Below are 19,924 nucleotides of genomic sequence, written 5' to 3' on the forward strand. Positions count from 1 at the left end.
CTTTGCGGAACGGCGCCGATGCCCTAACTGGAGGCTCTGTGAGTGGACGGGCCGAGGCCCGAACGGAGCGGCATTCGAGTGGCGGGCGATCCGTACAAGGAACTGGGCGTGGCCCGGGGGGCGAGCCAGGACGAGATCAAGAAGGCGTTCCGCAAGCTCGCCAAGGATCTGCACCCGGACAAGAACCCCGGCGACAAGGCGGCGGAGGAACGCTTCAAGCGCATCACCGCGGCCTTCGACCTGCTGGGCGACCCCGAAAAGCGCGCGAAATTCGACCGCGGCGAGATCGACGCGGACGGGCGCGAGCAGTTCCGCGGCTTCTCCGGCGGCGGGGGCGGGCAGGGCCCGTTCGGCGCCGGCGGCGCGCGGGGCGGTTTCGAGAACATCGACCTGGATGAGATTCTCGGCGGCATGTTCGGCGGGGGCGCCCGGCCGGGCCGCGGCGGCTTCACGGCGCGCGGCCCCGACGTGCGGGCGACGCTGGAGATCAGCCTCGAGGACTCGATCAGCGGCGCGACCCGGCGGATCCAGTTCTCCGACGGGCGGATGCTCGATGTCGCCATCCCCAAGGGCGCCTCCGACGGCCAGGTCATCCGTCTCAAGGGCCAGGGGGCGGCCGGCCGCGGGGGTGAGAACGGCGACGCCCTGATCGAACTGCGGATCGCGCCCCACCCGGTGTTCACCCGGGACGGCGCCGACCTGACCATGGATCTGCCGGTCCAGCTGGCCGACGCGGTGCTGGGCGGCAAGACGCCGGTGCGGACGCCCGAGGGCACGGTCAGCGTGACCATCCCCAAGGGCTCCAGCTCGGGCAGGCAGCTCCGCCTGAAGGGGCGCGGCGCCTACGCCGCCGGCAAGCGGGGCGACCTGCTGGCCCGGCTGATGATCGTGCTCCCGGAGGGCGAGGATCCTCTCCTGACGAAGTGGGCCCAGCAGGTCCGCGACCAGGGGCCGATCCGGCCGTTCCGCGATTGACCCCCGTGCGCCCCAACATCCGGCCCGCGCGCCCCTGGTTCTCCTCGGGCCCGACCGCCAAGCGGCCGGGCTGGTCGAGCCAGACGCTGCCGCACGCCCTGCTCGGCCGCGGCATCCGCGCGCCGGAGGTGGTGGCGCGGTTCGCCGAGGGCCTGACGCTCACCCGCGAACTCCTGCAGGTTCCGGATGACTGGCGGCTGGTCTATGTGCCCGGCTCGGACACCGGGGCGGTGGAAGCCGCCCTGTGGTCGCTGCTCGGCCCGCGGCCCGTGCAGGTGCTGGCGTTCGAGAATTTCGGCCAGGTCTGGGCCGCCGACATCCGCGACCACCTGAAGCTGGATCCCGAGGTGCTGACCGCGCCCTACGGGGCGTTTCCCGACGTCAGCCGCGTCGACCCGGCCTGCGATGTCGTGTTCCCGTGGAACGGCACGACCTCGGGCGTCCGCGCCCCCGGCGGAGACTGGCTTGCGAAGGATCGCCAGGGGCTGGTGATCTGCGACGCCACCTCCGCCGCCTTCGCCATGCCGCTGCCATGGGACCGGCTGGACGTGGCGACCTTCAGCTTCCAGAAGGCGCTCGGGGGCGAGGCGGGGCTGGGCGTCGCCGCCCTCTCGCCCCGGGCGGTCGAGCGGCTCGACCGCCATGCGCCGCCGCGTTCCGTGCCCAAGGTCCTGCGCCTGCGGAACGCCGAAGGCTTCGATCGGGCCCTGGCCTCCGGCTCCATGATCAACACCTTCTCGATCTGGACGATCGAGGACTGGATCGACGCGGTGCAGTGGGGACTCGGCGCCGGGGGGCTGCCGGCGCTGATCGCGCGGACCGGGGCCAATGCGGCGGCGCTGGACGCCTGGGTGCGGCGCACGGCCTGGATCGACTATCTGGCGGAGGACCCCGCCACACGGTCCACCACCTCGGTCTGCCTGAAGTTCGTCGATCCGCGAGTCACCGCGATGGACGAGAGCGGCCGGCAGGCGCTGGTCCGGCGCATCAAGGGGCTGCTGGAGGACGAGGGCGCAGCCTTCGACGTCGAGGGCCACCGCAACGCGCCCGCCGGGCTGCGCATCTGGTGCGGGTGCACCGTCGACACGGCGGACATCGAGGCGCTGACCCCCTGGCTGGACTGGGCCTGGCAGACCGCGCTGGACGAATAATCGGCCGCCCGCCGCGACACCCGCTGATTCCGCCGCTATAGGCTGCGCCCGCATTCCGGGGAAACGGATCGGCGGAGAGACGTCTTGACGAACGTGGCGGTGGTCGGCGCCCAGTGGGGCGACGAGGGCAAGGGCAAGATCGTCGACTGGCTGTCGAACCGGGCCGACCTCGTCGTCCGCTTCCAGGGCGGCCACAACGCCGGCCACACCCTCGTCGTCGACGGCAAGGTCTACAAGCTGGCCCTGCTCCCCTCGGGCGTCGTCCAGGGCAAGCCGTCGATCATCGGCAACGGCGTGGTGGTCGATCCCTGGCACCTGGTCGGGGAGATCGAGAAGATCGAGGCGCAGGGGGTGCGCATCACCCCCGAGCTTCTGACCGTCGCCGACAATGCCTGCCTGATCCTGCCCATCCACCCCGCCCTCGACGTCGCCCGCGAGGCGGCCGCCAGCGCCCCGGGCGCCCGCATCGGCACCACCGGCCGCGGCATCGGACCGGCTTATGAGGACAAGGTCGGACGGCGGGCCATCCGCGTCTGCGACCTGGCCGACGCGGACGACCTGCGGGTCAAGATCGACCGGCTGCGGCTGCACCACGATCCCCTGCGGGCGGGCCTCGGGCTGGAGCCGATCGACCCGGATGCGCTGCTGGCCCAGCTGCTCGAGATCGCGCCGAAGATCCTGCCGTACGTGAAGCCGGCGTGGAAGGTGCTGGACGAGGCGCAGCGGGCCGGGCGGCGGGTGCTGTTCGAGGGCGCCCAGGGCGCCTTCCTCGACGTCGACCACGGCACCTATCCCTATGTGACCAGCTCCAACACCGTGGCCGGGCAGGCGGCGGCGGGCGCGGGCGTCGGCCCGAAATCCGTCGGCTATGTGCTGGGCATCGTGAAGGCCTATACGACCCGGGTGGGCGAGGGGCCGTTCGCCTGCGAGCTGAACGACGCCGTCGGCCAGCACCTGGCCACCGTCGGCCGGGAAGTCGGCGTCAACACCGGCCGCGCCCGCCGCTGCGGCTGGTTCGACGCGGTGCTGGTGCGGCAGTCGGTGGCGATCAACGGCATCGACGGCATCGCCCTCACCAAGCTGGACGTGCTCGACGGCCTGGAGACGCTGAAGATCTGCGTCGGCTACCGCCTCGGCGACCGGGTGCTGGACCATCTCCCGTCCAGCCTGAAGGCGCAGGCGGCGGCGGAGCCGGTGTTCGAGGAGCTGGAGGGCTGGAGCGAGAGCACCGCCTCGGCGCGCAGCTTCCGCGACCTGAACGCCAATGCGATCAAGTACGTGCGCCGCATCGAGGAGCTGATCGGGGCGCCGGTGGCGCTGCTGTCGACCAGCCCAGAGCGGGACGACACCATCCTGATGCGCGATCCGTTCCAGGGCTGAGACGCGGCGTAACCGCGTTCAAGCGGCCTTAACCCTGTTCCGCCAGACTGGGAGGAGCTGGAGGCCCCGCATTGTTTGCAGTTGATCGTCGCATCCTCGCCCGGCTTGAGCCGGTCACCAGGCGTGTCCTGATCCTGGACCACAATCCGCACGCCGCGCGTCTGCTGACCGACCTGATGAAGGCGCTCGGCGCCCGCGAGGTCGTGGTCGAGACCACCGACGGCCGCGCCATGAAGGCCGCGGCGGCGCTGGAGCCCGGGATCGTCTTCACCGAGCGGGGCGGCCCCGGCATCGACGGGGAGTCCTTCGCCCGCCGTCTGCGGCGGTCGGACCTGCCGTGCCGCCGCGCCCCGATCATCATGGTCACCGCTGACGCCACCGCCTCCACCATCCTCGGGGCGCGGGACGCAGGGGTCCACGAATTCCTGAGAAAGCCCTACACCAGCGCCGACCTGCAACGCCGGGTCGAGAACGTGGCCCTGAAGCCGCGCGACTGGATCGAGGCGGTCGAGTACGTCGGCCCCGACCGGCGCCGCTTCAACTCCGGCGAATTCTCCGGCCCCGGCAAGCGCCGCAGCGACCGCGCGGCGAGCGCCGCCGAGGCGGTCGTGGCGGCGAAGGACCAGGCCATGCGCATCCTCGCCTCGGCGCTGGATCAGTTCGATCGCGACCCGCTGCAGGCGGCGCGTTCGATCCGCGAGCAGGCGGGCGCCCTCAAGGCGATCGCCATGAAGACGTCCGATTCCCGGCTGGCGGTGGCCGTCGGCGCGCTGGAAGTCAGCCTCGCGTCAGGCCCGCCGACCAAGGCGATCCTCTCGGCCCCGATCGGCGGTCTGCTGGCGATGCACCAGGCCGAGCCGCTGCGGAAGGCGGGCTGAGCCGCCGTCAGGCGTCGACCAGGTTCCGCTCCTCGGCGGCGGCCCGCATCGCCTTCTGCAGCTTCTCGAAGGCGCGGACCTCGATCTGCCGCACGCGTTCGCGCGACACGCCGTACTGGCCGGCCAGCTCCTCCAGCGTCACCGGGTCGTCCTTCAGGCGGCGCTCGGTCAGGATGTGCTTCTCGCGGTCGGTCAGCTCTTCCATGGCCTCCTGCAGCAGGCCCATGCGGATCGACTTCTCCTCGTCCTCGGCGAGGCGGGTCTCCTGGGAGACCGCGGTGTCGTCGGCCAGCCAGTCCTGCCACTCGCTCTCGCCGTCGGCGCGCAGCGGCGCGTTCAGCGAGGCGTCCCCGCCGAGCCGGCGGTTCATGTCGATCACGTCCTGCTGGGTCACGCCCAGCTTGGTGGCGATCGACTCGACGTGCTCGGGGCGCAGGTCGCCTTCCTCGAAGGCCGAGATCTGGCTCTTGGCCTTGCGGAGGTTGAAGAACAGCTTCTTCTGCGCCGCGGTGGTGCCCATCTTCACGAGCGACCAGCTGCGCAGGATGTATTCCTGGATCGAGGCGCGGATCCACCACATGGCGTAGGTCGCCAGGCGGAAGCCCTTGTCCGGGTCGAACTTCTTGACGGCCTGCATCAGGCCGACGTTGCCCTCGGAGATCACCTCGCCGATCGGCAGGCCGTAGCCGCGGTAGCCCATGGCGATCTTGGCCACGAGGCGCAGGTGCGAGGTGACGAGGCGGTGCGCCGCCTCCGGGTCCTGGTGTTCGGACCACCGCTTGGCGAGCATGAACTCCTCGTCCTTGCTCAGCATCGGAAACTTGCGGATTTCCGTCAGGTAGCGCGACAGTCCCTGTTCAGGCGACATAATCGCGAGCGATCTGGTTGCAGCCATGTGGTCCCTCCGACCGTAAGAAACGAGCGGGCCCTGCGTCGCCGGCCACGGATGTGCGCCGGCGTCTCGCCCCTCAACCGGTGAAATAGGATCGGGTTTCCGTCTTTGTCAGAGGCGGATCGTCACAGCGAAGCGTGACCGTTGCCCCGGCGCCACTGCACCGAATGAACCGTCTTGTACCCCATAGTCCGTCCTTAATCAAGACGGACTTCGCGGCGGCGGTCAGAGAGCGGCGAGTCGCGCCTCGAGGGCGCGCATGTCGGCGGGCGGGGCGGTCTCGAACCGCAGCGACGCGCCCGTCACCGGGTGGACGAAGCCCAGCACCGCCGCATGCAGCGCCTGCCGCGTCAGGCCGGCCGCGGCGATCGCCTCCCGCACCGGCGCCGCCGGACTGCCGGAGCCGTAGACGGGATCGCCCAGGATCGGCGCGCCCTTCGAGGCGAGGTGCACCCGGATCTGATGGGTGCGGCCGGTGTGCAGGGTGCAGGCGACGCGCGCCGCCATGGGCGCGCCCCCCGGCTTCGCCGGCGCGCCGTAGACCGCCTCCACCACATAGTCGGTGATCGCATTGCGTCCGCCGGCGCGCAGCACCGCCATCTTCTTGCGGTCCGAGGACGAGCGCCCGATCAGGGTCTCGATGCGCCCGCGCGCCGGCGACGGCGCGCCCCGGGTCAGCGCGATGTAGGTGCGCTCGATGTCGTGGGCGGCGAACAGGGCCGAGAGGCCGGCGTGGGCCCGGTCTGACTTGGCCGCGACCATCACCCCCGAGGTGTCCTTGTCCAGCCGGTGGACGATCCCGGGCCGCGCCACGCCCCCGATGCCGGACAGGCTGTCGCCGCAGTGGTGCAGCAGGGCGTTGACCAGGGTGCCGGTCTCGCTGCCGGGGCCCGGATGGGCGGCCATGCCCGCGGGCTTGTCGATGACGATCAGGTCGGCGTCCTCGAACAGCACGGTCAGCGGGATCGCCTCGGGCTGCGGGTCCGCCGGCGCGACCGGCGGCAGGGTCACCGTATAGAGGCCGGGGGCGGCCTTCGCCGAACCGCCCGCGACCGGCTGCCCGTCCCGGCGCACGGCGCCGTCCGCCAGCAGGGCCTGCAGCCGCGCCCGCGACAGCGACGGAAAGGCGTCCGCCAGCGCCTTGTCGAGCCGCCCGCCGCCGGCCTCGATCCGGGCTTCCAGCACCGTCGGGTCGTCGTCTTCGCTGATCAGGGGCTCTTCGGACACGGCGGGCTCCGCCGCTCGGGCGGCGCCCCGTCTTGCATGAGGCGCCCCGCGCCGGTCAACGCGGGGCTTCCCCCACAGCCACGCTTGAGGCAAAGGTTAACGGTCTTTCGGGGGAGGGGCCCATGCGCACCGTCTTGTCCGCGTTTCTGCTCGCCGGGGCCGCCGTCTGGCTCGGCAGCTGCGCCACCATGAGCGAGGAGCAGTGCCTGGCCGGCGACTGGACGGGTCAGGGCTTCAACGACGGCGCCGCCGGCTTCGCCATGAGCCGGCTGGGCGAGCACGCCCAGGCCTGCGCGAAGCACGGAGTGGTTCCGGACGACGCGGCCTATCGCGCCGGCTGGAGCGAGGGCGTGCTGCGCTACTGCACCGTCGCCAACGGCTTCCGGGTCGGCGCCGAGGGCGGCGCCTACGCCGGGGTGTGCCCGTCGGGCGTCGAGCGCGACTTCCTGATCGCCTACGAGGACGGTCGGGCCATCCATCTGGCCGAGCAGGCTGTCGACGAGGCCCGCAGCCGGATCGACAGCAACGCCGCGCGGCTGGAGGAGCTGGACGACAAGCTCGACGCCAAGCAGCGCGAGCTGCGCGCCGAGGGGCTGACCGAGGAGGAGCGGGAAACCATCCGCAACCGCATTCGCGAGATCCGCCGCGAGCGCGAGGACACCGAGCGCGAATGGCGGCGGGCCCAGCGCGAGCTCGACGACGCCGAGGACCGGGCCCGGGACGTGCGCTGGCGGATGGAGTCGCGCTACCGCTGACGGCGGACGGTCGGGGCGGCCGGACGACCGCCCCGGGGTCGGCGGATCAGGCCGCCTTCTTCTCCAGCCCCTGCTCCCACTGGCCCAGCGAGGCGAGGCCGTTCATGCGGGCGCGGTGGTGGAAGGCCTCCTGGCAGGCCACGGCGTTCTCCGCCTTGCCCGACCAGGCCCGCTGCGGCGCGGCCTGCAGGGCGCGGCCGTAGGAGAAGGTCATCTTCCACGGGAAGCCGCCGATGCGGTTCATGGCGTCGAGGTGGGCGGTGGCCTGCTCGTCGGTCTGGCCGCCCGACAGATAGGCGATGCCCGGCACCGCCGACGGCACGGTCGCCTTCAGCGCCGCGATGGTCCGCTCGGCCACTTCCTGCACCGAGGCCTGGCGCCGGGCGCCCTTGCCCGAGATCACCATGTTGGGCTTGAGCACGATGCCTTCCAGCGCCACGCGCTGCTCGTAGAGCTCCTGGAACACCGTCTGCAGGGTCCAGCGGGTGACCTCGTCGCAGCGGTCGATGTCGTGGGCGCCGTCCATCAGCACCTCCGGCTCGACGATCGGCACCACCTGCTCCTGCTGGCAGATGCGGGCGTAGCGGGCGAGGGCGTGGGCGTTGGCCTTGACGCAGCCCCAGGTGGGGATGCCGTCGGCGATGTCGATCACCGCCCGCCACTTGGCGAAGCGGGCGCCGCGCTCGTAGTGGGCGCGGACGCGCTTGGACAGGCCGTCGAGGCCCTTGGTCACGGTCTCGCCCGGGAAGCCGGCCATCTTGGTCGCGCCCTTGTCGACCTTGATGCCCGGGATCGAGCCGGCGGCGGTGATCAGGTCGACCAGCGGCGTGCCGTCCTTCGCATCCTGGTACAGGGTCTCCTCGAACAGGATCACGCCCGAGATGTGCTCGCGCATGGTCTGCTCGGCCCGGAACAGGCACTCGCGGTAGTCGCGACGGTTCTCCTCGGTGTTCTCGACCCCGATCGCGTCGAAGCGCTTCTTGATCGTGCCGGTGGATTCGTCGGCCGCCAGAATGCCCTTGCCGGGCGTGACCATCGCCTCGGCCACCGCGTTGAGCGCCGCCAGATCCATGAGTGCCTCCTGAGCCCTTGTTGTTTGGGGGTCATCTAGCCCCCTCAACGCCCAAAGTCACGCATTGTTACAGCGGCTTCGCCGCCGCCCGGCGCAAGCCTCAGGCGCGCAGCGCCTCGACGCCCGGCAGGGGCTTGCCCTCCATCCATTCCAGGAAGGCGCCGCCGGCGGTGGAGACGAAGGTCATGTCCTCGGCCACCCCGGCGTGGTGCAGGGCCGCCACCGTGTCGCCGCCGCCGGCCACGGCGGTGATCGCCCCGGTCTTGGCCAGCTGGGCCGCCGCCTGCGCCGCCTTGACGGTGGCCGCGTCGAACGGCGGGACCTCGAACACGCCCAGCGGCCCGTTCCAGATCAGCGTCCGCGACAGGGCCATGGCCTTGACCAGCGCCTCGACCGTCAGCGGACCGGCGTCGAGGATCTTCTCGTCCTCGGCGATCGCCTCGCGGGCCAGGACGGTGCGGGTCTCGACGCCGGGCTTGAGGTCGGTCGCCACCACCACGTCGCGCGGCAGCAGGATCTCGCAACCCTTCGCTTCGGCCTCGGCGAGGATCTCGCGCGCCGTGTCGGCCATGTCGCGCTCGGCCAGCGAGCCGCCGATGTCGATCCCTTGGGCGAACAGGAAGGTGTTGGCCATGCCGCCGCCGATGGCCAGCCGGTCCAGCTTGCCGACGAGGTTCTTCAGCAGGTCCAGCTTGGTCGAGACCTTGGCCCCGCCGACGATGCCCAGCACCGGCTTGACCGGCGTCCCCAGCGCCTTGTCCAGCGCCTCCAGCTCGCGCCGCATCGACTCCCCGGCGTAGGCCGGCAGCAGGCGGGCCAGCCCCTCGGTCGAGGCGTGGGCGCGGTGCGCCGCCGAGAAGGCGTCGTTGACGTAGACGTCGCCCAGCTCCGCCAGCTGCGCCGCGAAGGCCGGATCGTTCTTCTCCTCGCCGGCGTGGAAGCGGACGTTCTCCAGCAGGATCACCCCGCCGACGTCGAGATCCGCCAGCGCCGCCTTCGCCTCGGGCCCCACGCAGTCGGGGGCGAAGCGCACCGGCGCGCCCAGCAGGTTCTCCAGCTCGTCGACCACCGGCTCCAGGCTCATCGACGGCGCCCGCTGGCCCTTGGGCCGGTCGAAGTGGGCCAGCAGGGCGACCTTCGCCCCCGCGTCGCGCAGCCGCTGGATGGTGGGGACCGCCGCCCGCAGCCGGGTGTCGTCGGTCACCCGCCCGTCCTCCATCGGCACGTTGAAGTCCACGCGCACCAGGGCGGTCTTGCCGCCGAGGTCACGGGCGTCGTCGAGGGTGCGGAAGGTCATGAGCGTCTCCTGTCTCCTCCCCGTCCGCGCAGCGGATGGGGAGCTGGCGCGACGCGCCTGCGCGTCGTTCCGGAGGGGCGGTCGGCCCCGGGTTCGGTGCGGCGGCGGGAGCCCCTCCACCGCTGCGCGGCCTCCCTCCCCATCGCCGCGCGAAGGGGAGGTGGGCGCCCCATCAGAGGAATTTCGCCATCACCAGCGCGGTGTCGCTCATCCGCGTCGCGAAGCCCCACTCGTTGTCGTACCAGCTCAGCACCCGGGCCAGCTTGCCGTCGACCACCTGGGTCTGGGGCAGGGCGGCGGTGGACGAGGCCGAGACGTGGTTCATGTCCATCGACACGACCGGGTCCATCGTGGTCATCAGCACGCCCTTCATCGGGCCGTCGGCGGCCGCCTGCAGCGCGTTGTTGATCTCCTCGACCGACACCTCGCGGCCGGCCACGACCTTCAGGTCGACGACCGAGACGTTCGGGGTCGGCACCCGGATCGAGGAGCCGTCCAGCTTGCCCTTCAGCTCCGGCAGCACCAGGCCCAGCGCCTTGGCGGCGCCGGTCGAGGTCGGGATCATCGACAGGGCCGCCGCGCGGGCGCGGTACAGGTCCTTGTGCATCGTATCCAGCGTGGGCTGGTCGCCGGTGTAGGCGTGGATGGTGGTCATGTAGCCGCGCTCGATGCCGAACAGGTCGTTCAGCACCTTGGCCACCGGCGCGAGGGCGTTGGTGGTGCAGCTGCCGTTCGAGACGACGATGTCGTCGGCGGTCAGGCTGTCGTGGTTGACCTTGAAGACGATGGTCTTGTCCGCGCCGTCGGCCGGGGCCGAGACCAGCACCCGCTTGGCGCCGGCCTTCAGGTGCGCCGAGGCCTTGTCCTTCGAGGTGAACAGGCCGGTGCACTCCATGGCGATGTCGACGCCGAGGTCCTTGTGCGGCAGCTCCTCGGGGTTGCGGATGGCCGTGACCCGGATCTTGCCGGTTCCGACGTCGATCCAGTCCTCGCCGCTCTCGACCGTGCCGGGGAAGCGGCCGTGCACCGAGTCGTAGCGCAGCAGGTGGGCGTTGGTGGCCACCGGCCCCAGGTCGTTGATCGCCACCACCTCGATATCCGTGCGGCCGTGCTCGACGATCGAGCGCAGGACGAGACGGCCGATGCGGCCGAAACCGTTGATGGCGACGCGGACGGTCATGGGGCGGGCTCCTGGAAGCGGGGGTTCTGGTTGGCGCTTCAATGGAACCGGCGGCGCAGGGTTTCAACCCCGCACCTGTAACAAGCCGTGATTGACTGTAACGCTTCGGCTTCGACCGTTCAGGGCGCCAGCGGCAGGACCAGGCGCGCTCGCAACCCTCCCTCCGTCCGGTTCTGCAGCGTGACGTCGCCGCCCGCGGCGCGCGCCGCCTGCCGCGCGATGGTCAGGCCGAGGCCGGCGCCGCCGGTCTCGCGGCTGCGCGAGCGCTCGGCGCGGTGGAAGGGCTCGAACACCGCCTCCAGCTCCGCCTCCGGCAGACCCGGGCCGTCGTCCTCGACCTCCACCACCGCGCCGTCGTCGGCGGCGAAGGCGCGCACCCGGGCGCCCCCGCCGTACTTCAGCGCATTGTCGATCAGATTGGCCAGCGCGCGCCTGAGCGCCGCCGGATCGCCGGCTGTCGGCAGGGCGTCGGCCCCATCGAAAGCGACCGTGGCGCCGGTCTCCGCAAAGCCGGCGGCGCAGTCGGCCGCCAGCGCGGCGAGGTCCAGCGGCTCCAGCCTTTCGGGCGTGGTCTCGCCGCGCACGAAGGCCATGGCCTGGCCGATCAGGGCGTCCATCTCCTCGATGTCGGCGGCCATGCGTTCGCGCACCTCCGGCGGCGCCTGCTCGGCGCGGAAGCGCAGCCGCGTCAGCGGCGTGCGCAGGTCGTGGGCGATCGCCGCCACCGTCTGGGTCCGCTGCCGGATGTGGTCGCGCAGCGAGGCCTGCATGTCGTTGAAGGCGTCGATGGCGGTGCGCACCTCGCTGGGCCCGGACGGGCGAAGCGGCGGCGCCTCCGGGTCGGCCCCCAGCCGTTCGGCCGCCTCGGCGAAGGCGCGGATCGGGCGGGTCAGCCGCCGCGCCATCCACCACACCAGCGGCGCCAGCAGCAGCATCGAGATGGCCAGCGCCAGCAGCACCCGCGCCTGCCAGGGCGACAGCAGCCCGCGCGGCGGCTCGACCGTCGCCCAGCGGCCGTCGTCCAGCTTCAGCGAGGCCGAGAAGGGGGCGAAGGTCAGCCGGTCGGCCACCAGGGTGAAATGCCGCGTCGTCTCGTTGATCACGATCGGCGACGGTCCGGCCAGATGCCCGTGGGACGGCAGCGGCAACCGGATCTCCTCCGAGACGCGGCCTCCCGGCGTCGGCGGCGCCGGCGGCTTGGGCGGCCGCGGAACGACGGGGTTCTCGCTCCGGCTGACGAAGATGAAGTCGCGGGCCGCGACGTCCCCGGCGTCGCGTCGCCGCGGGAGGCCGGGCGGCGCCAGGCGCACTCCCGCGGGCGCCTTGATCGTCACCGCGACGCGATCGGGGGACACGTCGAGGCTGTTGGCGAGGCCGGCGCGGATCGCCAGGGCCAGCGGGTCGCGCGCGTCGGCGGCGCTGCGCTCGACCGGGCGATCGGTGAGCCGCCGCCGCAGGGCGCGGCCGTCCGCCGTCTCGGCCGGTTCGCCGCGCAGGGCCCGCGCCGCCGTCGAGATGCTGAAGCCCGACGGCCGCGGCTCCGGGGCCAGCACCACCACCGCAAAGGCGATGGCCTGCGACATGATCACGGCGAGGGCGGCCAGCGCCCCCACCTGCACCACGACCGGCAGCGAGGAGGCGCGTCTCATGCGGCGCCCCGGCGGCGCTCGACCTTGACGTCGAACATATAGCCCTCGCCGCGCAGGGTCTGGATCATCTCCAGTCCCGAGCCGTCGTCCAGCTTCTTGCGCAGCCGGCTGATCTGCACGTCCATCGCCCGGTCGAACACGTCAGCGTCGGCGCCGCGCGCCCGCTCCAGCAGCTGCTCCCGCGTCAGCACCCGGCCGGGCCGCTCCGCGAAGGCGCGCAACAGGGCGAACTCCCCGGCGGAGAGCGGGACCAGCCGCCCGTCCGGGCGGGTCAGCTCCCGCCGCAGCAGGTCGAGGCGCCAACCGGCGAAGGCCAGCGCCGGACCTTCCTCCGCCGCCGCGTCGCGCGGCCGCCGCAGCACGGCCCGCACCCGGGCGAGCAACTCGCGGGGATTGCAGGGCTTGGCCAGATAGTCGTCGGCGCCGAGCTCCAGGCCGATGATGCGGTCGGTGTCCTCGCCCATGGCGCTGAGCATGACCAGCGGCGGCCCCTTGCCGGCCAGCCTCCGGCAGACCGACAGGCCGTCCTCCCCGGGCATCATCAGGTCCAGCACGATCAGGTCGGCGGCGCGCGCCGCCAGGGCGCGGTCCATCTCCGCCGCCGAGCCGGCCCCCTCCGCCTCGTAGCCATGCTGGGACAGGTATTCGCACAGCACCTCGCGGATGCCGGGATCGTCGTCGACGACGAGAATGCGCTGCGTCTCGTTCTGCATTCCGCCATTCTGACCGAGGCGCCGCTCCGCGTCATTTCAGCTCTGAAACATTGGCCGGCGGCCCTGAAACATGGGCGCAAGCCGGGCGTGCTGATCTTCCGGCCTCCGCAACGGAACGGATCGCCATGCTGACCCTGATCGCCCTCTCCGCCGCCCTGCTGCAGAATCCCCCCGCCCCGCCGCCGCCGCCCGCGCCGCCGGAGCCGCTCGTCCGCTTCATGCTGACGGGACCCGGCCACGGCGCCATCGACCGCGACCGCGACGGCGAGATCACCCGCGAGGAATTCACCGCGCCCATGGCCGACGCCTTCGACCGCATGGACGCCGACGGCGACGGCCGCCTCTCCTCGCAGGAGATGGCCGAAGGCCACGGCGCCGCCGGCGATGTCATGATGCTGCGGGTCGGGGAGCCGGGCATGCGCCATTTCGAGATGCGCCTGCCGGGGCCGGGCGACCACCACGAGATCTTCATCCGCGGCCCGGGCGGGGAGGGCGGCCCCCACGTCTCCCACTTCGACGCCCCGCTCGACGCCGACGGCGACGGCAAGGTCAGCGAGGCGGAGTTCACCGCCCGCCCGCGCGAGGTCTTCGCCCGGCTGGACGCCGACCGCTCGGGCTACCTTGAGGAGGGCGAGCACCACGGCGACGGCGAGGTCCGCGTCTTCACCCGCCGGATCGAACGACGCGACGATGACTGATCGTCCGGCGACTTCGTGATTTGGCGACCCGGGGATCGGCGTCCTAACGTCGATCCATGAGCCTCCGCCGCCGTCTCGACCGTCTCGCCGTCGCCGTCGCCGCCGGGCTCGTGCTGCTCGCGCCGCCGGCGCAGGCGCGCGGCCCGGAGGGGACGGAGGCCGCCGCGTCCGCCCCGGCCGGCCCCGACCGCGCCCGCGAGCGGATCAACCGGCAGGTCTTCGACCGGGTCTGGAGCGAGGTGCGCAGCCAGTACTACGACCCGGACCTGCACGGGGTCGACTGGAACGCCGCGCGGCGCACCTTCCGCCCCCGCGCCGTGGCGGCCGCGGACGACCGGGCCCTCTACGCGGCGCTCAACGAGATGCTCGACCTGCTCGACGACGCCCACGCCGGGGCCGCGCCCCCGGCCGTCGCCCGGCGCCAGGACAGCCGCCGGGACCGGCGTCCGGCCATCGGCATCACCCTGCGGGCGGAAGACCCCGCCTCGGGCCGCTACCGCATCGAGCGGGTCCGTCCCGACTCCCCCGCCGCCCGCGCGGGAGTCGAAACCGGCTGGCGGCTCGACACCGACGTCCCCGGCGTCTGGAGCCCCGAACAGGACGTCGCCGCCGGCGAGGTCGTGCGCCTCGCCCTCGTCGACGCCGACGGCCGGCCTCGGCCGCTGGAGGTGGCGCCGGAGTATCTCGAGCCCGAGCCCGCCTTCGTCGCCGATCGCTCCCGTCCGGGGGTCGTCGTGCTGCGGGTCGAGGGCTTCGAGGCCGGCCTCGGCCGCTGGATGGGCGAGCAGCTGGCCCACACCCCGCCCGAGGCCGACGTGGTCCTCGATCTGCGCGGCAACCCCGGCGGCCGGCTGATGGAGGCGGACGCGGTGCTCAGCTGCTTCCTGCCGCGCGACCAGCCGTGGGCGACGCGCACGGGCCGTTCCGGCCGGCGCGTCGAGATGCGCACCGGCGGCGGCTGCGGCCCCCTCACCGAACCGGCCCCGCACGAGGTCGCCGTGCTGGTCGACGGCGACAGCCGCAGCGCGGCCGAGCTGACCCCGGCGGCCCTGCAGGAGGCCGGCCGGGCGGTGGTGATCGGCGAGCCCACCGCCGGCGCGGTGCTGATCTCCCAGGAGACGCGCCTGCCCGACGGCGGCCGCCTGACCCTCAGCCGGGCGGACTTCGTCACCGCCGGCGGGGTGCGGCTGGAGAAGCGCGGGGTGATCCCCGACGTGCGCACGCCGGCGCCGGCCCGCCCGGATGCGGCCCTGCTCGCCGCCATCGAGGCGCTGTCGCAGCCGGCCTTCGCCGCCGCGTCGCCGACCGCGCCGGCTTCCTAGACCCCGTCCGCGACCGGCCGGATCCGCCCCGCCGCCTCGCGCGCCCGCGCCCGCGCCTCGTCCGCATCCGCCCCGCGCGCCAGCGCCACGCCCATGCGCCGCCGCGCAAAGCTCTCCGGCTTGCCGAACAGCCGCAGGTCGGCGGTCGGGACCGACAGGGCCGCGGCCACGCCCTCGAAGGCGATCCCCGCCGCCTCGACGCCGCCGTAGATCACCGCGCTGGCCGCCACATCGCGCCGGCTCACGTCCACCGGCAGGCCGAGGATGGCGCGGGCGTGCAGGGCGAACTCGCTCATCGTCTGGCTGGCCAGGGTCACCAGTCCGGTGTCGTGCGGCCGCGGCGACACCTCGGAGAACCACACCTCGTCGCCGCGGACGAACAGCTCGACGCCGAACACGCCCAGCCCGCCCAGGGCCCCCGTCACCTTGGCCGCGATCTCCTGCGCCCCGGCCAGCGCCGCCGGGCTCATCGCCTGCGGCTGCCAGCTCTCCACATAGTCGCCCTTCTCCTGGCGGTGCCCGACCGGGTCGCAGAAGTCGGTGACCACCTCGCCGTCGCGCAGCGAGCGCACGGTCAGCAGGGTGATCTCATAGTCGAACTCGATCCGCCCCTCGACGATCACCCGCGCCGTCTCCACCCGGCCGCCGGACTGGGCATAGGCCCAGGCGTTGGCCGCGTCCTCCAGCGCCTCGACCATCGACTGGCCCTTGCCCGAGGACGACATCACCGGCTTGACGAAGACGGGCAGGCCGATGCGCTGCGCCGCCTCCGCCAGCTCCGCCGCCGAGCCCGCGAAGGCGTAGGGGCTGGTCGGCAGCCCCAGCTCCTCGGCGGCCAGGCGGCGGATGCCCTCGCGGTTCATGGTCAGCTGCGTCGCCCGCGCCGTGGGGATCACCGTCGCCAGCCCGGCCGCCTCGATATGGGCCAGCACCTCGGTGGCGATGGCCTCGATCTCCGGCACGATGATGTGCGGCGCCTCGGCGAGGATGACGCCGTTCAGCACCTGGGGATCGGTCATCGGGATGACGTGGCTGCGGTGCGCCACCTGCATGGCCGGGGCGTTCGGATAGCGGTCGACGGCGATCACCTCGACCCCCAGCCGCTGCAGCTCGATGGCCACCTCCTTGCCCAGCTCCCCGGCCCCGAGGAGCATGACGCGGACGGCGGAGGGGGACAGCGGAGTGCCGAGCTTCATCGGGGCGTCCTCGGGATCAGGGCGTGGGAACGGGGAACAGCCGCCGGAAGGCGTCCAGCGCGGCCCCGTGGTAGATGGTGGCGTGGCTCTCGCCCGGCCGGGGCGTGAAGGACCAGTCCAGCGCCGGCAGGGCGTGGTCGCGCAGGTTCGCGACCAGCCGGTCCATCGGCGCCTGCATCTCCGGCCCCTCGTCGCCGAGGGTGAGGATCAGCGTCCGCGGCGCATTGGAATGGTCGCGCAGATGCGCCCCCGCCTGCTCGGCCAGCCGTCCGCCGTCCCACCACAGGCTCGGGCTGACCGCGACGTAGGCGTCGAACATCTCCGGCGCCTTGAGAAAGGTCTCCACCACGAACAGCCCGGCCAGCGACTCGCCCATCAGCGCCGTCTCGCCGTTGCCGCGGAAGCGGCCCTCGACGAAGGGCTGCACCTCCTCCGCCAGGAAGCGCCGGAAGCGCTCCGACTCGCCCTGGGTCGGGTAGCGGGCGATCAGCTCCGGGTTCTCCGTCGGCAGGGCCAGCTCGTTCCGCCGGTCGACCGAGGCCACCCCGACCAGGATCACGTCCCGCGTCGTGCCGTTCACCGTGCCCAGCTGGGCCAGGCCGGAGATGTGGTGGAAGTCCTGCCAGGTGGTCCCGCCGTCCAGCAGGTAGAGGACGGGATAGGTCGCCGCGCTCTCCGCGTAGCCGGGCGGCAGCCAGACGTTGATCTCGCGCGTCCCGCCATAGGCGGCCGAGGGCAGGGCGTAGGACGTCCCGATGACGATCGGCGTCTCCGCCGGCGCGGTCTGGGCGAGCGCGCCGGGCGCGAGGCCGATCCCCGCCGCGGCCGTGATGGCGGCGAGGGCCCGGCGCATCAGAGCCGCGCCTTGACCTGCTCGACCACCGCGTCGGCGGTGATCCCGAACTTTTCGTACAGCACCTCGGCGGGCGCGCTGGCGCCGAAGCCGGTCATGCCGACGAAGCCGCCGTCCTCGCCGATGAACCGCTCCCAGCCCTGCTTGACCGCGGCCTCGACCGCGACCCGCGCCGTGCCGCGGCCGATCACCGAGGCCTGGTAGCCGGCGTCCTGCTGCTCGAACAGCTCGAAGCAGGGGACCGAGACGACGCGCGTCGGCGTGCCTTCGGCCTCCAGCCGTTCGGCGGCCGCCAGCGCCACCGCCACCTCGGTGCCGGTGGCGAACAGGGTCGCCTTCGCCTCGCCGTTCGCCGCCTTCAGCTCATAGGCGCCCCGGGCCGACAGGTTCTCCGTCGCCGCGACAGTGCGCACGGCCGGCGTCTTCTGCCGCGACAGGGCCAGGGCCGAGGGCGAGGTGCGGTGCTCCAGCGCCAGGCGCCAGCACTCCATCGCCTCGACCGTGTCGGCCGGGCGGAACACCAGCAGGTTCGGGATCGCCCGCAGCGACGCCAGGTGCTCGACCGGCTGGTGGGTCGGCCCGTCCTCGCCCAGCCCGATCGAGTCGTGGGTCAGGACGTGGATCGCCCGCACGCCCATCAGCGCGGCCAGCCGGATCGACGGCCGGCTGTAGTCCGAGAACACCATGAAGGTGCCGCCGTACGGAATCACCCCGCCGTGCAGGGCCATGCCATTCATGGCCGCGGCCATGCCGTGCTCGCGGATGCCCCAGTTGACGTAGCGGCCCTCGTAGGTCGGCGCGTCGAAAATCGGCGTGCCCTTGACGAAGGTGTTGTTCGAGCCGGTCAGGTCGGCGGAGCCGCCGATCAGTTCGGGAACGGCGGCGAACAGCTCGTCCAGCGCCGCGCCCGAGGCCTGGCGGGTGGCCTGCGCCGGCTTCGTCTCGACCAGTTCGGCGATCTTCGCGTCCAGCCGGTCGAAGGCCCCCGCCGGCAGCTCGCCGCTCATGGCGCGGGTGAACTCCGCGGCCTGCGGAGAGGCGGCCAGCCGCGCTTCCCACGCCTTGCGCGCCTTGGCGCCGCGACGACCGACCTTGCGCCAGGCCTTCTCGATGTTCTCCGGCAGCTCGAACGGGTCGTGGGTCCACGACAGCCCGAGCCGGGTCGCCGCCACCTCGGCCGCGCCCAGGGCGGCGCCGTGCGTCTTGTGGCTGCCCTCCATGGTCGCCGCGCCGCGGCCGATCTTCGTCCGGCAGGCGATCAGCGTCGGCTTGTCCTGCTTCGTCGCCCACTTGAGGGCGGCGCGGATCTGGTGCTCGTCGTGGCCGTCGATCGCCTTCACGGCCCAGCCGGCGGCCTTGAAGCGGCCCTTCTGGTCGGTGGCGTCGGACAGGGACACCTTGCCGTCGATGGTGATCTCGTTGTCGTCCCACAGCACCGTCAGCCGGTTCAGCCGGTAGCGGCCGGCGAGGGTGATGGCCTCCTGGGACACGCCTTCCATCAGGCAGCCGTCGCCCGCGATCACCCAGGTGCGGTGGTCCACCAGGTCCTCGCCGAAGCGGGCGGCCAGATGGCGCTCGGCCATGGCGAAGCCGACCGCGTTGGCCAGGCCCTGGCCCAGCGGTCCGGTGGTCGTCTCGACGCCCGGCATGTGGCCGTACTCGGGGTGGCCCGCCGTCCGCGCGCCCCACTGGCGGAAGTTGGACAGCTCCGCCTTCGTCGCCGCCTTGTAGCCGGTCAGGTGCAGCAGGGCGTAGATCAGCATCGAGCCGTGGCCGGCCGACAGGATGAAGCGGTCGCGGTCGGCCCAGTCGGGGCGGCTGGCGTCGAACTTCAGGAACCGGCTGAACAGCACCGTCGCCACATCCGCCATGCCCATCGGCATGCCGGGGTGGCCGCTCTTCGCCTGCTCCACGCCATCCATCGCCAGCACGCGGATGGCGTCGGCCATCTGCTTCGTCGAGGGCTTTGCGGATACGGCTTTGGCGTCGGTCACGGCGGGGACCTTTCGTCGGGAGGCGGAAAAAGGGAGGCGCGCCGCTTTACCCCGGCGCGCCCGCGGGTTCTATACGCTTTCGAGGAGAATGTGACCGATGGATGCTGCCTCGGCCGCCAGGGACCGGGTCGATCGCGCTCTCGCGCTGCTGGAGCGTCGCCTGCTGGAGTTGAAGAGCCGGGCCGCGGGGGCGAGCCGCGTGCCCGACGACGACCTGTTCGCGCCCCAGCCGTCCAGCGAGACGGACCGCGCCCGCATTCACGAGCTTGAGGCGGCCGGACAGGACGCCGCCCGGGCCCTCGCCCGCGCCGCCGACGCCATCCGCGAAACCCTCGCCGACCAGGAGGCCCGCTGATGGCCACCGTGACGGTCGAGATCAACGGCCGGCCGTATGCGGTCGGCTGCGCCGACGGGCAGGAGGAGCGCGTGCGCATCCTCGCCAAACAGTTCGACGGCCACGTCCGTCAGGTCGCCGGCGAGGTGGGCCACGTCGGCGACATCCGCCTGTTCCTGATGGCCGGCCTGCTGCTCGCCGACGAACTGCACGAGGTGCGCCTGAACGGCGGCGCCGCCCCCGCTCCCGCGGCGGCCTCGCAGGACGGCGTGGCCGAAGCCCTCAACGCCGTCGCCGCCCGCCTCGAGAAGATCGTCCAGGGCCTGTAACGGAAAGCGTCGTCCCCGCAGGAATTGTC

At 72.7% G+C, this 19,924-nt stretch carries 19 protein-coding genes; 9 read left to right on the forward strand and 10 right to left on the reverse strand.

Going from position 1 to position 19,924, the window contains the following annotated elements; translation table 11 throughout:
* The first annotated feature begins 78 nt into the window (after positions 1-78).
* From H2038_RS09825 to H2038_RS09840, 4 genes are all read left to right on the forward strand, one after another.
* Positions 79-975: a DnaJ C-terminal domain-containing protein gene (locus tag H2038_RS09825; RefSeq protein ID WP_292112347.1), complete on the forward strand. Its 897-nt coding sequence runs from the start codon at positions 79-81 to the stop codon at positions 973-975.
* The gene (locus H2038_RS09830) at positions 972-2,126 is read left to right on the forward strand and encodes a phosphoserine transaminase (protein WP_292112350.1); all 1,155 of its coding nucleotides are present in this window, start codon (positions 972-974) and stop codon (positions 2,124-2,126) included. Before H2038_RS09825 ends, H2038_RS09830 begins: the two co-directional genes overlap by 4 nt.
* A gap of 84 nt (positions 2,127-2,210) precedes the next feature.
* Positions 2,211-3,506, forward strand: a complete 1,296-nt coding sequence (locus H2038_RS09835) for an adenylosuccinate synthase (RefSeq protein ID WP_292112353.1) — start codon at positions 2,211-2,213, stop codon at positions 3,504-3,506.
* A gap of 71 nt (positions 3,507-3,577) precedes the next feature.
* Complete coding sequence (locus tag H2038_RS09840; protein WP_292112355.1) at positions 3,578-4,384, forward strand: response regulator; 807 nt, start codon at positions 3,578-3,580, stop codon at positions 4,382-4,384.
* A 7-nt stretch (positions 4,385-4,391) separates the two neighbouring features.
* Here H2038_RS09840 and rpoH read toward each other — a convergent pair whose 3' ends face one another.
* Positions 4,392-5,279, reverse strand: coding sequence for an RNA polymerase sigma factor RpoH (gene rpoH, locus H2038_RS09845; protein ID WP_292112360.1), 888 nt, complete (start codon positions 5,277-5,279; stop codon positions 4,392-4,394).
* Between the two features lie 222 nt (positions 5,280-5,501).
* Complete coding sequence (locus H2038_RS09850) at positions 5,502-6,488, reverse strand: RluA family pseudouridine synthase (RefSeq protein ID WP_292112510.1); 987 nt, start codon at positions 6,486-6,488, stop codon at positions 5,502-5,504.
* A gap of 137 nt (positions 6,489-6,625) precedes the next feature.
* On the opposite strand from H2038_RS09850, the gene H2038_RS09855 reads away from it, so the two are divergent.
* Positions 6,626-7,258, forward strand: a complete 633-nt coding sequence (locus H2038_RS09855; RefSeq protein WP_292112361.1) for a DUF2799 domain-containing protein — start codon at positions 6,626-6,628, stop codon at positions 7,256-7,258.
* Between the two features lie 46 nt (positions 7,259-7,304).
* Here the strand turns inward: H2038_RS09855 and H2038_RS09860 are convergent, their stop codons facing one another.
* The 5 genes from H2038_RS09860 to H2038_RS09880 all read right to left on the reverse strand — a co-directional run bounded on the left by H2038_RS09860 (position 7,305) and on the right by H2038_RS09880 (position 13,169).
* Complete coding sequence (locus H2038_RS09860; RefSeq protein WP_292112363.1) at positions 7,305-8,330, reverse strand: class I fructose-bisphosphate aldolase; 1,026 nt, start codon at positions 8,328-8,330, stop codon at positions 7,305-7,307.
* Between the two features lie 100 nt (positions 8,331-8,430).
* On the reverse strand, positions 8,431-9,627 hold the full coding sequence (locus H2038_RS09865) for a phosphoglycerate kinase (RefSeq protein WP_292112366.1): 1,197 nt from the start codon (positions 9,625-9,627) through the stop codon (positions 8,431-8,433).
* A 172-nt stretch (positions 9,628-9,799) separates the two neighbouring features.
* Positions 9,800-10,807 (reverse strand): type I glyceraldehyde-3-phosphate dehydrogenase, encoded by a 1,008-nt coding sequence (gap, locus tag H2038_RS09870; RefSeq protein WP_292112368.1) that lies wholly within the window; start codon positions 10,805-10,807, stop codon positions 9,800-9,802.
* Between the two features lie 119 nt (positions 10,808-10,926).
* Positions 10,927-12,456, reverse strand: a complete 1,530-nt coding sequence (locus H2038_RS09875) for an ATP-binding protein (RefSeq protein ID WP_292112370.1) — start codon at positions 12,454-12,456, stop codon at positions 10,927-10,929.
* The gene (locus tag H2038_RS09880) at positions 12,453-13,169 is read right to left on the reverse strand and encodes a response regulator (protein ID WP_292112373.1); all 717 of its coding nucleotides are present in this window, start codon (positions 13,167-13,169) and stop codon (positions 12,453-12,455) included. The genes H2038_RS09875 and H2038_RS09880 overlap by 4 nt, the downstream gene beginning before the upstream one ends.
* A 125-nt stretch (positions 13,170-13,294) precedes the next feature.
* On the opposite strand from H2038_RS09880, the gene H2038_RS09885 reads away from it, so the two are divergent.
* Entirely contained in the window at positions 13,295-13,867 is a 573-nt protein-coding gene (locus H2038_RS09885; protein ID WP_292112376.1) for a hypothetical protein, read from the forward strand.
* 56 nt (positions 13,868-13,923) lie between these two features.
* A complete protein-coding gene (locus H2038_RS09890) occupies positions 13,924-15,189 on the forward strand; it encodes a S41 family peptidase (RefSeq protein WP_292112378.1) in 1,266 nt (421 codons plus the stop codon).
* On the opposite strand, the gene purT is transcribed toward H2038_RS09890, so the two are convergent.
* From purT to tkt, 3 genes are read right to left on the reverse strand one after another with little or no spacing between them, the layout of a single operon-like run.
* Entirely contained in the window at positions 15,186-16,385 is a 1,200-nt protein-coding gene (gene purT, locus H2038_RS09895) for a formate-dependent phosphoribosylglycinamide formyltransferase (protein ID WP_292112381.1), read from the reverse strand. The two genes, H2038_RS09890 and purT, sit on opposite strands and share 4 nt — an antisense overlap.
* 16 nt (positions 16,386-16,401) lie before the next feature.
* Positions 16,402-17,238: an alpha/beta hydrolase-fold protein gene (locus H2038_RS09900; protein ID WP_292112384.1), complete on the reverse strand. Its 837-nt coding sequence runs from the start codon at positions 17,236-17,238 to the stop codon at positions 16,402-16,404.
* Complete coding sequence (tkt, locus tag H2038_RS09905) at positions 17,238-19,232, reverse strand: transketolase (protein WP_292112387.1); 1,995 nt, start codon at positions 19,230-19,232, stop codon at positions 17,238-17,240. The genes H2038_RS09900 and tkt overlap by 1 nt, the downstream gene beginning before the upstream one ends.
* Before the next feature lie 97 nt (positions 19,233-19,329).
* Between tkt and H2038_RS09910 the strand changes: the two genes are divergently transcribed.
* Together H2038_RS09910 and H2038_RS09915 are read left to right on the forward strand one after the other, a co-directional pair.
* Positions 19,330-19,587: a hypothetical protein gene (locus tag H2038_RS09910; protein ID WP_292112390.1), complete on the forward strand. Its 258-nt coding sequence runs from the start codon at positions 19,330-19,332 to the stop codon at positions 19,585-19,587.
* The gene (locus H2038_RS09915) at positions 19,587-19,895 is read left to right on the forward strand and encodes a cell division protein ZapA (protein ID WP_292112393.1); all 309 of its coding nucleotides are present in this window, start codon (positions 19,587-19,589) and stop codon (positions 19,893-19,895) included. The genes H2038_RS09910 and H2038_RS09915 overlap by 1 nt, the downstream gene beginning before the upstream one ends.
* The last annotated feature ends 29 nt before the right edge of the window (positions 19,896-19,924 follow it).

Source organism: Brevundimonas sp. (genome assembly GCF_013912005.1).
GTDB lineage: Bacteria > Pseudomonadota > Alphaproteobacteria > Caulobacterales > Caulobacteraceae > Brevundimonas.

Coding starts and splice junctions, on each gene's coding strand:
- H2038_RS09880 (WP_292112373.1), bottom strand. CDS start 13,169: ATGCAGAACGAGACGCAGCGCATTCTCGTCGTCGACGACGATCCCGGC.
- rpoH (WP_292112360.1), bottom strand. CDS start 5,279: ATGGCTGCAACCAGATCGCTCGCGATTATGTCGCCTGAACAGGGACTG.
- purT (WP_292112381.1), bottom strand. CDS start 16,385: ATGAAGCTCGGCACTCCGCTGTCCCCCTCCGCCGTCCGCGTCATGCTC.
- H2038_RS09900 (WP_292112384.1), bottom strand. CDS start 17,238: ATGCGCCGGGCCCTCGCCGCCATCACGGCCGCGGCGGGGATCGGCCTC.
- H2038_RS09855 (WP_292112361.1), top strand. CDS start 6,626: ATGCGCACCGTCTTGTCCGCGTTTCTGCTCGCCGGGGCCGCCGTCTGG.
- H2038_RS09910 (WP_292112390.1), top strand. CDS start 19,330: ATGGATGCTGCCTCGGCCGCCAGGGACCGGGTCGATCGCGCTCTCGCG.
- H2038_RS09885 (WP_292112376.1), top strand. CDS start 13,295: ATGCTGACCCTGATCGCCCTCTCCGCCGCCCTGCTGCAGAATCCCCCC.
- H2038_RS09865 (WP_292112366.1), bottom strand. CDS start 9,627: ATGACCTTCCGCACCCTCGACGACGCCCGTGACCTCGGCGGCAAGACC.
- gap (WP_292112368.1), bottom strand. CDS start 10,807: ATGACCGTCCGCGTCGCCATCAACGGTTTCGGCCGCATCGGCCGTCTC.
- H2038_RS09890 (WP_292112378.1), top strand. CDS start 13,924: ATGAGCCTCCGCCGCCGTCTCGACCGTCTCGCCGTCGCCGTCGCCGCC.
- H2038_RS09875 (WP_292112370.1), bottom strand. CDS start 12,456: ATGAGACGCGCCTCCTCGCTGCCGGTCGTGGTGCAGGTGGGGGCGCTG.
- H2038_RS09915 (WP_292112393.1), top strand. CDS start 19,587: ATGGCCACCGTGACGGTCGAGATCAACGGCCGGCCGTATGCGGTCGGC.
- H2038_RS09860 (WP_292112363.1), bottom strand. CDS start 8,330: ATGGATCTGGCGGCGCTCAACGCGGTGGCCGAGGCGATGGTCACGCCC.